Source organism: Streptomyces sp. CBMA156 (assembly GCF_014596515.1).
Taxonomy (GTDB): domain Bacteria; phylum Actinomycetota; class Actinomycetes; order Streptomycetales; family Streptomycetaceae; genus Kitasatospora.
Genome location: NZ_MSJQ01000031.1, coordinates 1 through 13,064, shown reverse-complemented (window position 1 = coordinate 13,064; position 13,064 = coordinate 1). Strand labels below are relative to the sequence as shown.

Genomic DNA, 13,064 nt, shown 5'->3' with positions numbered 1-13,064 from the left:
GCCTGTGCCGCCCTCGCCGCCCTCGCCGCCCGTGCCGCCCGTGCCGCCCGCGCGGTCCTCGCTGCCCGTGCCGCTGTACGGGCCGGCGTTCTCCTCGTACCCGGCGGAGGAGGTGGCCTGGCTGCTCAAGGACCTCTCCGGGGTCGCGCTCGAAGCCCCCACCGAGGAGCGCGAGGAGGCCGTCCAGAACGGCGGCGCGCACTACGCCGAGTCGCTGCCGGTGGAGTACCAGCCCAGCCCCGCCTACCAGGACCTGTTCCACCAGGCGCTGCGTGGCTCCGCCGGCCGGATCGCGCTCGCCGTCGGCACCGTCGCCGAGACGCTGCTGCGCGAGCGCGGCCCCGGGCTGGTGCTCGCCTCGCTGGCCAGGGCCGGCACGCCCGTCGGCATCCTGATCCGCCGCTGGCTGGCCTTCGCACACGGCCTTTCCGTGCCGCACTACGCGGTCTCGATCGTGCGTGGCCGGGGCATCGACCCGGTCGCGCTCCGGTACCTGGCGGCCCACCACCGCGCGCAGGACGTGGTGTTCGTGGACGGCTGGACGGGCAAGGGCGCGATCACCCGCGAACTCGCCGACGCGCTGGCCGGCACCGGCTTCGACCCGGACCTCGCGGTGCTCGCCGACCCGGGCCGCTGCGTGCGGACGTACGGCACCAGGGACGACTTCCTGATCCCGTCCGCCTGCCTCAACTCCACGGTCTCCGGGCTGGTTTCGCGCACCGTACTGCGGGCCGGGCTGATCGGTCCGGACGACTTCCACGGCGCCAAGCACTACGCCGAACTGGCCGGGAGCGACGTCTCCGCGGCCTTCCTGGACGCGGTGGCCGCCCGCTTCGGCGAGGTCCGCGCCGCCGCCGTCCAGGGCGCCGGCCGGCTCTCCACCGACCCGGACCGGGTGCCCGACTGGGCCGGCTGGGCCGCCGTGGAGCGGATCAGCGCCGAGTACGGCATCGACAACGTCAACCTGGTCAAGCCGGGCGTCGGCGAGACCACCCGGGTGCTGCTGCGCCGCGTCCCCTGGCGGATCCTCGCCCGGCGCGGCGCGGGTGCGGACCTGGACCACGTCCGGCTGCTCGCCGCCCAGCGCGGCGTCGGGGTCGAGGAGGTGGACGGGCTGCCGTACACCTGCGTCGGGCTGATCCACCCCCGCTACAGCCGCGGGGCGACCGGGGGAGACGGGCGGGCCGTGACCGACGGGTCGGCCGTGACCGACGGGCGGGCCGTCGCCGATGAGCGGGCCGTGACCGAGACTACGGGGAGGGATTCCTGATGGGTGTTCTGGTGGCCAGCGACCTCGACCGGACGCTGATCTACTCCGAGCGGGCCATGGCCCTGGACGTGCCCGACCGGCTCGCGCCGCGGCTGCTCTGCGTCGAGCTGTACCAGGGGCGCCCGCTGTCCTTCATGACCGAGCGGGCCGCCGGGCTGCTCGCCGAACTCGCCCGGGAGGCCTGCTTCGTCCCGGCCACCACCAGGACGCCGGAGCAGTACGGGCGGGTCAACCTGCCAGGCCCGACGCCGGACTGGGTCCCCGCGTACGCGATCTGCGCCAACGGCGGACAGCTGCTGGTGGACGGCGTGCCGGACGGCGACTGGCGGGCCGAGATCACCGGGCGGATAGCCGCCGGCTCGGCCCCGCTGGAGGAGGTGGTCCGGCGGCTCGCGCTGTGCGCCGACCCGGAGTGGACCCACAAGCGGCGGGTCGCCGACGAGCTGTTCGCCTACCTGGTGGTCGAGCGCGCCGCGCTGCCCGAGGGCTGGCTGGCGGACCTGACCGGCTGGTGCGCCGAGCGCGGCTGGTCGGTCTCGCTACAGGGCCGCAAGGTGTACGCGGTGCCGGCGCCGCTCACCAAGAGCGCCGCCCTGGCCGAAGTCGTCCGGCGCAGCGGTGCGGACACCGTGCTGGCCGCCGGGGACTCCCTGCTCGACGCGGACCTGCTGCTCGCGGCGGACGCGGGCTGGCGCCCCGGGCACGGCGAACTCGCGGACAGCGGCTGGACGGCCCCCGGCGTCACCGCCCTGACGGAGGTGGGGGTGACGGCGGGGGAGGAGATCGTCCGGCAGTTCCTGGCGGGGGCGACGGCCCTGCCGGTCGGGGTCTGACCGGGGGACCGGCGGCTACCCGCAGCAGCCGCCGCCGCAGCAACCGCCCCCGCCCCCGCCCCCGCCCCCGGCGGCGGGGGCCTGCTGGGCGCCGGCCGCGCCGGTGACGGCGACGGTGGACAGCAGCTTCACGGTGTCCTGGTGCCCCTGCGGGCAGACGGCGGGGTCGTTGGCCTGGGCCATCGGGCGGCGGAGCTCGAAGGTGGCTCCGCAGGAGCGGCAGCGGAAGTCGTAGCGTGGCATACCGGCAGGGTACCCAGCGGGGGTGTCCGCGGGCCGCCTGTTCCGCCCGGTCGTCCGGTCTTACCGCCGTCTGCTCCGGCGCTACCGGTGGCCGCCGAGGTCCCCGCGGATCAGCCCGATCACCTGTGCCGCGGTGTCCCGCACCGCCGCGAGCTCGGTCAGGAAGTGCCAGTAGTCGGGGTGCCGGCCGGCCTCCTCCAGCGCGGCCACCGCGCGGTCCAGCCGGGCCACCGCCTCGTCCAGCGGCGCGGCGTGCCGCGGATCCGGCGCGCTGCGCCCGGCCATCGCCAGCCGCTGGGCGTCCCGGATGGCGAAGCGGGCGCGCTCGATCTCCTGGTGGGGGTCGTGCTGCACCTCGTTCAGCTGCCGCAGCCGGTCGTTCACCGCCAGCACCGAGCCGTCGGCGGTCTCCAGCAGCGCGCGGACCGTACCGATCGCGCCGGTGGCGTCCGCCCAGCGCTGCTCGTCCCGGGCCCGGGCGGCCTCGGCGAGCTTGCGCTCGGCGGCGCGGCCGGTCTCCGCGACCTGGTCGGGCACCCGCTGGAGGTCCTGCCAGCAGGAGGTGCTGAACCGGCGGCGCAGCTCGCTCAGGGCGGGCGCGACCGTCTCCGCCTTGGTCTCCAGCGCCTGGATCCGGGTCCGCAGGCTCGCCACCCGCCGGTCGATCTCCCGGGCCCGCTCCGGCAGCTGCCCGGCGTCGGCGGCGATCGCCTCGGCGCGCTGCTTCACGTCGTCCGCGCGCCGCAGGGTGTCCGCGACGCCGTGCCGGGCCGGGCCCTCGTTCAGCCGGCCGAGCTCGGGCGCCAGTTCCGCCAGCCGGGCCGCCAGGTCGTCCGCCCGCAGGCCGGCGCCGCGCACCTCGTCCAGCGCGTTGCTGGCCGCGAGCAGCGCGCGCTTGGCCTGCTCGACCGCCGGGGTGACCCGCATCAGCTGCTGCTCGGCGTGCTGGAGGGTCGGCTGCAGTCGGCGCAGGAAGTCGTTCAGCTCCGCCTTGGCCGAGCCGAGCTGGCCCTTGACGTCCTCCAGCTGGCGCTTGGCCTGCGCGGCGGTGCCCGCGTCCAGGGTCTCGCTGTCCAGGTTGTGGGCGTCGAGGGCGGCGAGGTAGTTCACGGTGACCTGATCGACCCGGCCGGAGATCGCCGCCAGGTCGGTGAGCGCGCCCTGCGCCGTCCGGCCGTCCTCGGCCGCGCGGACGGTCTCCACCGCGAGCTGCACCTCGCGCTGGGTCTCCTCCAGCTCGTAGAACGCCTCCTGGGCCGCCGCCCTGGCCTCCCGGGCCTGCGTCCGTCCGCCCTCGCCGCCGCCGCGCCGGCCCCACCAGCCGCCGGTCCCGGCCGACGCCAGCCCGACCGCCGCCAGCGCACCGGCCAGCACCACCGGCAACACCAACGCGTCGGCCGGCGCACTCCCCGCCCGACGCCGCCCCCGCCCGCTCCCGCCGGCCACCGTCACTGCGCGCTCCCTGCTCCGACCCGCTGATCCGGCCTCCATTCTCCCCGATCCCCCCGCGGGCCCGTCACCCCCTCCCACCCCACCGGCCCCGCCCCGCCTCCGCCCCACCGGGCACCTGGCCCCCACCACCCCCCTGGACCAGGTACCCTGGGCTCTCGTCGTGCGCCCACCGGCCCGCGACGGGGGGCGCGTAGCTCAGTGGTAGAGCGCTGCTCTTACAAAGCAGATGTCGGCGGTTCGAAACCGTCCGCGCCCACCCTTCGAATGGCAAGAACCGAGGCTGCGGCCCAGGTCGGGAGCATGATTCCGACCTGGGCCGCAGTCGTTCCGGCAGGCCTGTCGCAGCCTCGGGCGGCCTCGCCGCAGCTTTGGTGCGTGACGGGGCCGCCTGAATTTCGCCCAAATGATCATGCGATTGAGCCGGGCACCGGTGCCGGCTGTGCCCCGTCCATCGGGTGCCGGAGGCTCGGTGGTAGGCAAGGGGGATGGTGACCGGGGCGTTCGATGCGGTGCTGTGCGATGTGGACGGGGTGATCCGGTTCTTCGACGAGGGCCGGGTGGCGGCGTTGGAGCGGGCGGCGGGGGTGGCGGAGGGGAGTGCGGCGGCGGTCGGGTTCGCGCCGGAGAACGATCTGCCGTTGCTGCTTGGGCAGATCGGACGGGCGCAGTGGGTGGACTCGATCGCGCGGGGGCTGGCCGGGCGGGTGCCGGAGGCCGAGGCGCGGGGGCTGGCGGAGGCGTTCGCGAACGCGCCGTTCCGGGCGGACGAGGACGTGGTGGGGCTGCTGCGGCGGGTGCGCGAGCACTGCCGGGTGGTGCTGGTGACCAATGCGCCGGCATGGCTGGACGAGGACCTGGCGCTGCTGGGGCTGACGGACCTGGCGGACGAGGTGGTGAACAGCTCCCTGGTGGGCAGCGCCAAGCCGGACCGGCGGATTTACGAGATCGCCGCCGAGCGGGCCGGGGCATCGCCCGAGCGGTGCCTGTTCGTGGACGACCGGCAGGAGAACGTGGACGCGGCGGTGGCGCTGGGCATGACCGGGGTGCGCTACCGGGGGCCGGAGGATCTGCGGCGGGCGCTGGCCGCCGTGCTGGGGTAGCCGGTCAGCGGGTGCCGTGGGGGCCGCCGTTGAGCCGAGGTGCCGGGGGACGTGGGTGGCGGGGCCGGGGGTGGCGGGCGAGGATCGGGGGGACCGGTCGGACCCCTGAGGGCGGTGGGCGGATGACTGAGCAGGTCGGGGAGACGCGGGCGGAGCTTTCCTCGCGCCTGAACTGGCTGCGCGCCGCCGTGCTGGGGGCCAACGACGGCGTGGTGTCGACGGCCGGCCTGGTGACCGGGGTGGCGGGCGCGGAGGGCTCCCGGACGGCGCTGCTCGCGGCCGGGGTGGCCGGGCTGCTGGCGGGGGCGATGTCGATGGCGGCCGGGGAGTACGTCTCGGTCAGCACCCAACGGGACACCGAACAGGCCGCGTTGGCGCAGGAGCGGCGGGAGCTCGCGGAGGACCCGGAGGGTGAGCTCGACGAGCTGACCGACTACTACCGGGGCAGCGGGCTGGAGGACGATCTGGCGAGGGAGGTGGCGGTGGCGCTCACCGAGCAGGACGCGCTGGCCGCCCACGCGCAGACCGAACTCGGCATCGACCCCGAGGTGTTGACCAATCCGTGGGAGGCGGCGCTGGCCAGTGCCGCGGCGTTCACGCTGGGCGCGCTGGTGCCTCTGCTGGCGGTGCTGCTGCCGCCGGAGTCGTGGCGGCTGCTGGTGACGGTGGGGTCGGTGGTGGTCGCGCTCACCCTGTCGGGCTGGACGAGCGCCCGGCTGGGGGGTGCCGGCCCCGGCCGGGCGGTGGTGCGCAACGTCGCGGGCGGGTTGCTGGCGATGGCGGTGACGTACAGCGGCGGTGTGCTGCTGGATCAGGCCACCGGGTGACGGCGCCACACCGGGTGACGGCCCCGGCCGGCTCGACAGGCGCGGCGGTGCGGCCTGTGTTTGTGTGGCTGCAAACCGCTTGGGAGAGGTGAACTGCCGTGACCATGCCCCCGTTCGGATCGAACGATCCGTTCTCCGACCTGCTCAGCCGGTTCTTCGGGATGAGCCCGCTGGCCTCCCCGCCCGCCGTGCAGCGGGTGCCGATCGGGCGGCTGCTCAGCGAGTCCTCGCAGGAACTGCTCGCGCTGGCCGCGCAGCGGGCGGTCGAGGACGGCTCCAGCGACCTCGACACCGCGCACCTGGCCTGGGCGGCCACCCGGGTGGACCCCTCGCGCCGGATGCTGGAGCGGGCGGGCATCGACCCGGACCGGCTCTCCGGCGACCTGGAGCACGCCCTGCCGTCCGGCAACCCCGACGCGGTGGACGGGCAGCCCGCGCTCACCCCCTCGGCCAAGCGCGCGCTGCTCGCTGCGCACGCCCGCTCGCAGGCGGCCGGCGCCTCGTACATCGGCCCGGAGCACATCCTCGGCGCGCTGCTGGACCAGGAGCGCTCGGGCGCCGGCGTGGCGCTGCGCAACGCGGCGCCCTCGCAGGAGGCGCTGAAGTCCGTGATGGAGGGCCGCGGTACGGGAGGCGAGCGCAGCGGCACGGGCGCGCGCCCGAGCGAGACGCCGACGCTGGACGAGTACGGGCGCGATCTCACCGAGGAGGCGCGCTCGGGCCGGCTGGACCCGGTGGTCGGGCGGGCCGAGGAGATCGAGCAGACCGTCGAGATCCTCTCCCGGCGGACCAAGAACAACCCGGTGCTGATCGGCGAGCCCGGCGTCGGCAAGACCGCGATCGTCGAGGGGCTGGCCCAGCGGATCGTCTCCGGGGACGTGCCGCAGAGCCTCAGGGAGAAGCGGGTGGTCACCCTCGACCTGACCGCGCTGGTGGCCGGCTCCAAGTACCGGGGCGAGTTCGAGGAGCGGCTCAAGAACGTGATCGATGAGGTCACCGCGGCCGAGAAGAGCGTGATCCTGTTCCTGGACGAGCTGCACACCGTGGTCGGCGCGGGTGGCGGCGAGGGCTCGATGGACGCCGGCAACATCCTCAAACCGGCGCTCGCCCGCGGCGAGTTGAGCGTGGTCGGAGCGACCACGCTGGACGAGTACCGCAAGCACGTGGAGAAGGACGCCGCGCTGGAGCGCCGCTTCCAGCCGGTGCTGGTGCCCGAGCCGAGCGTCGAGGAGACGATCGAGATCCTCCAGGGGCTGCGCGACGCCTACGAGGCGCACCACCAGGTGCGGTTCACCGACGGGGCGCTGGACGCGGCGGCGACGCTCTCCGACCGGTACGTCAGCGACCGCTTCCTCCCCGACAAGGCGATCGACCTGCTGGACCAGGCCGGAGCGCGGGTCCGGCTGCGCAGCCTGAGCGGGTCCACCGAGGCGACCGGGGTGCAGGACCGGATCACCAAGCTGAAGCGGGAGCTGGACGAGGCCGTCGCGGACGAGGAGTTCGTCCGGGCCGCCAACCTGAAGACCGAGCTGCGGCAGACCGAGGACGAGCTGGCGGCGATCGCCGAGTCGCGCGAGGAGGTCGTCGACGTGACGGCCGACGACATCGCGCAGGTGCTCTCCTCCCGCACCGGCATCCCGGTCGCGGAGCTGAACGCGACCGAGCGGGAGCGGCTGCTCAAGCTGGAGGAGCACCTGCACGAGAGGGTGATCGGCCAGGACGAGGCGGTCACCGCGGTCGCCCAGGCGGTGCGCCGCGGCCGGGCCGGGATGGGCGACCCGGAGCGGCCGACCGGCTCCTTCCTCTTCCTCGGGCCGACCGGCGTCGGCAAGACCGAGCTGGCGAAGGCGCTGGCGGCGCTGCTGTTCGGCGACCCGGACCGGATGATCCGCTTCGACATGAGCGAGTTCCAGGAGAAGCACACCGTCTCCCGGCTGGTCGGTTCCCCGCCCGGGTACGTCGGCTACGAGGAGGCCGGGCAGCTGACCGAGGCGGTGCGCCGCAAGCCGTACAGCGTGCTGCTCTTCGACGAGGTGGAGAAGGCCCACCCGGACGTCTTCAACCTGCTGCTCCAGGTGTTGGACGACGGGCGGCTGACCGACGCCCAGGGGCGTACGGTCGACTTCCGCAACACCGTGGTGATCATGACCAGCAACATCGGCTCACAGCGGATCCTCGACCACGCGGGGAACGTGGACGAGATCCGCGACGACCTGATGCGCGACCTGCGCGGGCAGTTCCGGCCGGAGTTCCTCAACCGGATCGACGAGGTGATCGTCTTCCACGCGCTCACCCGGAAGGACCTGCTGTCGGTGGTGGACCTGCTGCTGGAGCGCAGCCGGCGCCGGCTGCGGGCCCAGGACGTCGGGCTGGACGTCACCGAGGCGGCCAAGGAGTACCTGGTCAACCGGGGGTACCAGCCGGAGTTCGGGGCCCGGCCGCTGCGCCGGACGATTCAGTCGGAGCTGGACAACCGGGTCTCCAACCTGCTGCTGGACGGGACGGTGCGGGAGGGGGACACGCTGATCGCGGACGTGAGCGACGGGGAACTGGTGGTCACGCTGGCGCGGCCGGAGGCGTCGGCGACCTTCGAGGAGGCGGAGGCCGCCGCTGCCGCGGAGGGCTGACGGCGACCGGGTCCTGCCGACGGCAACCGCGATCCGCTGAAGGCGACCGCGTTCGGGCGTACTCCAGCGGGAGTACGCCCGAACGCCACTGGCGGAGGACGCGGGAGGGCGGGCCGCGGGTCTAGCTTGTGGGCATGATGCCGCCCATGTCCCCGTCGACCGAGCCGCCGGCGCCGTGGCATCCGCCGTGGGTGCGCGCGGCCAAGGCGGGGTACCCGCTGGGGCTGGCGGCGGTGGCCGCGGCGGTCCAGGTGGTCGGTTCGACCTTCGCCGCGCACAACCAGCACGGGCGGGCCCCGCTGGACGCCGTCGGCTACCTCCTGCTGCTGCTCGGACCGGCCCTGCTGGTGCTGCGGGTCCGCCGGCCGGTCGCGGTGGTGGCCTGCACCTCGGCGGTCACCGCCGGGTACCTGGCCGCCGGGTACCCGTACGGGCCGGCCTTCCTGAGCTGGCTGATCGCCTGCTGCGTGGCGATCGGCACCGGGCACCGCCGGGCGGCCTGGGCCGGGGTGGCCGGGGTCTACCTGGTGCACCTGCTGGTCACCTTCGTGCTGCCGGCGGGCTGGCAGCGCGCGGCGCCGCCGTCCGGCAGTATCTGGCCGGGGGAACTCGTGCTGTCGGCCTGGCTGCTGCTGGTGATGGCGGGGGGCGAGCTGGTCCGGTTCAGACACGAGCGGATCGCCGCCCACCGGGCCTACCGGCAGCAGTTGGAGGAGCGCCGGGCCAACGAGGAACGGCTCAAGATGGCCCGGGAGTTGCACGACATCCTGGCGCACAGCCTGTCGTTGATCAACGTCCAGGCGGGGGCCGCGCTCGCGCTGTTCGACCGGCGGCCCGAGGAGGCCCGCAGCGCGCTGGTCACCATCAAGTCGACCAGCAAGGAGGCGCTCGGCGAGGTCCGCCAGGTGCTCGCGACGCTGCGCGGGCCCGGAGAGGCGCCGCGCGGGCCTGCCCCCGGGCTGGACCGGCTGGACGAACTCACCGAGCAGGCGGACCGGGTGGGCCTGGACACCGAGGTGTACGAGCACGGCGAGCGGCGCGGCCTGTCCGCCACCGTCGACCTCACCGCCTTCCGGATCGTCCAGGAGGCGCTCACCAACGTCGTCCGGCACTCGGCGGCCCGCGAGGCGGTCGTGGTGCTGGACTGGACGGACCCGGCCGTGCTGGTGGTCCGGGTGGAGGACCCGGGGCCCGCGGTGCCCGGTGACGCGGGCGGTTCCGGCAGCGGGCTGGTCGGGATGCGGGAACGCGCGGCGGCCTCCGGTGGCACCATCACCGCGGGGCCGCTGCCGGACGGCAGCTTCCGGGTCCGGGCCGAGCTGCCGACACCGAAGGCGGAGAGCGATTGATTCGGGTACTGCTGGCGGATGACCAACTGCTGGTCCGGGCGGGCTTCCGGGCCCTGCTGGACCTCCAGGACGACCTCACGGTGGTCGGCGAGGCGGACGACGGCGAGGCCGCGCTGCGGCTCGCCCGTGAACTCGTGCCGGACGTCGTGCTGATGGACATCCGGATGCCGCGGATGGACGGGCTGGAGGCGACCAGGAGGATCGCCGAGGACCCGGCGCTGTCCTCCGTGCGGGTGGTCGTGCTGACCACCTTCGAGCTGGATGAGTACGTCTTCGAGGCGCTGCGCTCGGGAGCGGCGGGCTTCCTGGTCAAGGACACCGAGCCGGCCGACCTGCTGCGGGCGATCCGGGTCGCCGTCGCGGGGGACGCGCTGCTCTCGCCGGGGGTCACCAGACGGCTGATCGGCGAGTTCGCCGCCCGGTCCAAGGGGCCGGAGGCCGTGCCTGAGGGGCTCTCGGACATCTCGATGCTGACCGAGCGGGAGCGCGAGGTGCTGGCGCTGGTCGGGATGGGGCTGTCCAACGAGGAGATCGCCCGGCGGCTGGTGGTCAGCCCGCTGACGGCGAAGACGCACGTCAGCCGGGCGATGCTGAAGCTCGGGGCCCGGGACCGGGCGCAACTGGTGGTGCTGGCCTACGAGTCGGGGCTGGTGCGGCCGGGCTGGCTGGGCTGAGCCGCCCCTTTGCGGTGGGGCCGCCTCCGCGGTTGGGCCGGTTCTGTGCGGCGAGTCCGGCGTGCGGCCGGTTCGGAGGCGTGCGGCCGGGCACGAGTGGTGTGGCCGGCCCGGATCTGCGTCGGGCTACTCCAGGACCGGCGTGTCGGCGGAGGTCCGTACTCTCCCGGGAGTACCCCGACTGCCGCTGCTGGTAGGACGCGCGATGAGGCCCCTCGGCGGGACGCTCTGGACATCTCGGGAACCCCCCGAGGTCCTGGAGTCCCTCCACCGAGGAGTTGAACCACCATGTACACGCAGTTGGCCGACTGGCACGGCCCCGGCCCGTGGATCCTGCTGATCCCACTGGTCTGGATCGCCGTGGCGGTCCTGGTGATCACGGTGCTGCGCCGCACGGTCTGGCGGCGGCACGGCTGCGGGTTCGGCGCCGGTTACGGAGCCGGTGCCGGAGCCGTGACGGAGCACCCGATGGCCGTCCTGGGCCGCCGCTACGCCGAGGGTGACATCGACGCCGAGGAGTACCGCGCCAAGCGGGCCGTGCTCAGTGAGTCGCCGAGGGGCGACGCCAAGGGCGGTGGCGCCAGGTGACCACCCTGGACGTCGTACGGGGCGCTGCCGCCCGGGTCGCCGACGCCGTGAAGATCCACGGCGTCGGCGGCACCGAGATCCGGGCGCTGGACCACGTGACGGTGGAGTTCCCGGCCGGGCGGTTCACCGCGATCATGGGCCCGTCCGGATCGGGCAAGTCCACCCTGATGCACTGCGCGGCCGGGCTGGACACGCTCACCGCGGGCAGTGCCTGGATCGGCGACACCGAGCTGGGCCGGCTCGACGACCGGCGGCTCACGCTGCTGCGCCGGGAGCGGATCGGCTTCGTGTTCCAGGCCTTCAACCTGGTGCCCACCCTCACCGTCCTGGAGAACATCACCCTTCCGCTCGACCTGGCCGGGGCGGCCCCCGACGAAGCCTGGCTGGCGGCGCTGATCGAGGTCGTCGGCCTCGGCGACCGGCTCCGGCACCGTCCCAGCGAGCTCTCCGGAGGTCAGCAGCAGCGGGTCGCGGTGGCCCGGGCACTGGCCGGGCGGCCGCAGGTGGTCTTCGCCGACGAGCCGACCGGCAACCTCGACTCCCGCAGCGGCGGCGAGGTGCTCGGCCTGCTGCGCCGGGCGGTGGACGAGACGGGCCAGGCCGTGGTCATGGTCACCCATGACCCGACGGCGGCCGGTTGGGCCGACGAGGTGCTCTTCCTCGCCGACGGACGGCTGGTGGACCGGATGCGACAGCCCACCTCCGCCCAGGTGCTGGACCGGATGAAGGCCTTCGAGCGGGGGCGGTCATGAGCGCGGGGAGGGCCGTGCGCGGCACGAGGGCCATGCGCGTGAACACCGTTCCCCTCCGGCTCAGCCTGCGCTCGCTGAGCGCCCACCGGCGGCGGCTGGCCGGCACCCTGCTGTCCGTCCTGCTCGGGGTGAGCTTCCTGACCGGCACGATGGTGCTGGGCGACACCCTGCGGGCCAACTTCGACACCCTCTTCGCCGACGCCAACGCCGGCACCGACGCCGTGGTCCGCAGCGCCGACGTGCTGGACTCGGCCGGCACGGTCGGCGGGGTGCGGGCACCGGTGGCGGCGGCGCTCGCCGACCGGCTGCGCACGGTGCCGGGGGTGGCGGCCGCCGAGCCTTCCGTCCAGGGCGCGGGCCAGCTCATCGGCGCCGACGGCAAGCCGATCGGCGGTCAGGGCCCGCCCACCCTGGCGGGCAACTGGCTGACCGACGGCCGGCTCAACCCGTACCGGCTGGCCGAGGGCCGGGCGCCGGCCGCCCCGGGCGAGGTCGTGGTGAACCGGGGCGCGGCCGAGGCGGGCGGGCTGCACCTCGGTTCGACCACCGTGCTGCGCACGCCAGAGCCGGTGCCGGTCACCGTCGTCGGCATCGCCACCTTCGGGGCGAGCGCGGACGGCATGGGGCCGAGCACCTTCACCGCGATGACCTTCGCGGACGCCGAGCGGTACCTCACGCCCAAGGGGGAGGGACAGGCCGGTTCGATCCAGGTCCGCGCGGTGGACGGGGTCTCCCAGCGCGAGCTGGTCGACCGGATCACCCCGCAGCTGCCCGCCGGCGTCCAGGCGATCACCGGCGCGGCGGCCACCCAGGAGTCCACCCAGCTGGTGTCCGGGCGGTTCCTGACCATGTTCACCACGCTGCTGCTGGTCTTCGCCGGGATCGCGCTGCTGGTGGCGACGTTCACCATCCACAACACCTTCGCCATCGTGGTCGCCCAGCGGACCAGGGAGAACGCGCTGCTGCGGGCGCTCGGCGCGGGGCGCGGCCAGGTGCTCGGGGCGACGCTGGCGGAGGCGCTGGCGGTCGGCCTGCTGGCTTCGCTGGGCGGGCTGCTGGGCGGCATCGGGGTGGCCGCCGGGCTCAAGGCGCTGTTCTCGGCGCTCGGTTTCGCCCTGCCGGCCGGCGGCATGGTGATCAGCACGGCCGCCGTCCTGCTGTCGCTGCTGGTCGGCACGCTGGTCGCGGTCGGCTCCGCACTGCTGCCGGCCGTCCGGGCCGGGCGGACGGGGCGCGGCCCGGACGGGGCCCTGGTCGGGAATGGCGGACGCACAAGGTCAGCGCACGAACAGTGAGGCCTTCGAGGCGAGGTCGAGGAAGTACTGCGGCAGCAGTCCGAGCCCCAGGGT

At 74.7% G+C, this 13,064-nt stretch carries 11 protein-coding genes, 1 tRNA gene and 1 pseudogene; 11 read left to right on the top strand and 2 right to left on the bottom strand.

Annotation, left to right across the window (positions count from 1 at the left end):
• Together BU198_RS02275 and BU198_RS02270 are read left to right on the top strand one after the other, a co-directional pair.
• On the top strand, positions 1-1,270 hold a 1,270-nt coding region (locus BU198_RS02275), incomplete at its 5' end, for a cysteine protease StiP family protein (RefSeq protein WP_223243814.1).
• Positions 1,270-2,103: an HAD family hydrolase gene (locus BU198_RS02270; protein ID WP_188295115.1), complete on the top strand. Its 834-nt coding sequence runs from the start codon at positions 1,270-1,272 to the stop codon at positions 2,101-2,103. The genes BU198_RS02275 and BU198_RS02270, both read left to right, overlap by 1 nt.
• 15 nt (positions 2,104-2,118) lie before the next feature.
• Here BU198_RS02270 and BU198_RS02265 read toward each other — a convergent pair whose 3' ends face one another.
• The gene (locus BU198_RS02265; protein ID WP_188295114.1) at positions 2,119-2,346 is read right to left on the bottom strand and encodes an FmdB family zinc ribbon protein; all 228 of its coding nucleotides are present in this window, start codon (positions 2,344-2,346) and stop codon (positions 2,119-2,121) included.
• An 81-nt stretch (positions 2,347-2,427) separates the two neighbouring features.
• A complete protein-coding gene (locus BU198_RS02260; RefSeq protein ID WP_188295113.1) occupies positions 2,428-3,837 on the bottom strand; it encodes a hypothetical protein in 1,410 nt (469 codons plus the stop codon).
• Between the two features lie 145 nt (positions 3,838-3,982).
• Here BU198_RS02260 and BU198_RS02255 point away from each other — a divergent pair.
• From BU198_RS02255 to BU198_RS02215, 9 genes and pseudogenes are all read left to right on the top strand, one after another.
• Positions 3,983-4,054: transfer RNA gene (locus BU198_RS02255), tRNA-Val, on the top strand.
• Positions 4,055-4,283: 229 nt separating this feature from the next.
• Positions 4,284-4,898: an HAD family hydrolase gene (locus BU198_RS02250; RefSeq protein ID WP_188295112.1), complete on the top strand. Its 615-nt coding sequence runs from the start codon at positions 4,284-4,286 to the stop codon at positions 4,896-4,898.
• A gap of 122 nt (positions 4,899-5,020) precedes the next feature.
• Positions 5,021-5,725, top strand: coding sequence for a VIT family protein (locus BU198_RS02245; protein ID WP_188295111.1), 705 nt, complete (start codon positions 5,021-5,023; stop codon positions 5,723-5,725).
• A 104-nt stretch (positions 5,726-5,829) separates the two neighbouring features.
• Entirely contained in the window at positions 5,830-8,352 is a 2,523-nt protein-coding gene (locus BU198_RS02240; protein ID WP_411293127.1) for an ATP-dependent Clp protease ATP-binding subunit, read from the top strand.
• Between the two features lie 146 nt (positions 8,353-8,498).
• Positions 8,499-9,701: a sensor histidine kinase gene (locus tag BU198_RS02235; RefSeq protein ID WP_188295109.1), complete on the top strand. Its 1,203-nt coding sequence runs from the start codon at positions 8,499-8,501 to the stop codon at positions 9,699-9,701.
• On the top strand, positions 9,698-10,375 hold the full coding sequence (locus BU198_RS02230; RefSeq protein ID WP_188295108.1) for a response regulator: 678 nt from the start codon (positions 9,698-9,700) through the stop codon (positions 10,373-10,375). Before BU198_RS02235 ends, BU198_RS02230 begins: the two co-directional genes overlap by 4 nt.
• 288 nt (positions 10,376-10,663) lie before the next feature.
• Positions 10,664-10,963, top strand: coding sequence for an SHOCT domain-containing protein (locus BU198_RS02225; protein WP_188295107.1), 300 nt, complete (start codon positions 10,664-10,666; stop codon positions 10,961-10,963).
• Positions 10,960-11,715, top strand: a complete 756-nt coding sequence (locus BU198_RS02220; RefSeq protein WP_188295106.1) for an ABC transporter ATP-binding protein — start codon at positions 10,960-10,962, stop codon at positions 11,713-11,715. The genes BU198_RS02225 and BU198_RS02220 overlap by 4 nt, the downstream gene beginning before the upstream one ends.
• 32 nt (positions 11,716-11,747) lie before the next feature.
• Positions 11,748-12,944: pseudogene (locus tag BU198_RS02215) on the top strand (ABC transporter permease); the annotation flags it as partial.
• Positions 12,945-13,064: the final 120 nt, after the last annotated feature.

Excerpts from the sequence above, each read along its gene's own strand:
- BU198_RS02270 (WP_188295115.1), top strand. The coding sequence starts at position 1,270 with ATGGGTGTTCTGGTGGCCAGCGACCTCGACCGGACGCTGATCTACTCC.
- BU198_RS02265 (WP_188295114.1), bottom strand. The coding sequence starts at position 2,346 with ATGCCACGCTACGACTTCCGCTGCCGCTCCTGCGGAGCCACCTTCGAG.
- BU198_RS02260 (WP_188295113.1), bottom strand. The coding sequence starts at position 3,837 with ATGGAGGCCGGATCAGCGGGTCGGAGCAGGGAGCGCGCAGTGACGGTG.
- BU198_RS02250 (WP_188295112.1), top strand. The coding sequence starts at position 4,284 with ATGGTGACCGGGGCGTTCGATGCGGTGCTGTGCGATGTGGACGGGGTG.
- BU198_RS02245 (WP_188295111.1), top strand. The coding sequence starts at position 5,021 with ATGACTGAGCAGGTCGGGGAGACGCGGGCGGAGCTTTCCTCGCGCCTG.
- BU198_RS02240 (WP_411293127.1), top strand. The coding sequence starts at position 5,830 with ATGCCCCCGTTCGGATCGAACGATCCGTTCTCCGACCTGCTCAGCCGG.
- BU198_RS02235 (WP_188295109.1), top strand. The coding sequence starts at position 8,499 with ATGTCCCCGTCGACCGAGCCGCCGGCGCCGTGGCATCCGCCGTGGGTG.
- BU198_RS02225 (WP_188295107.1), top strand. The coding sequence starts at position 10,664 with ATGTACACGCAGTTGGCCGACTGGCACGGCCCCGGCCCGTGGATCCTG.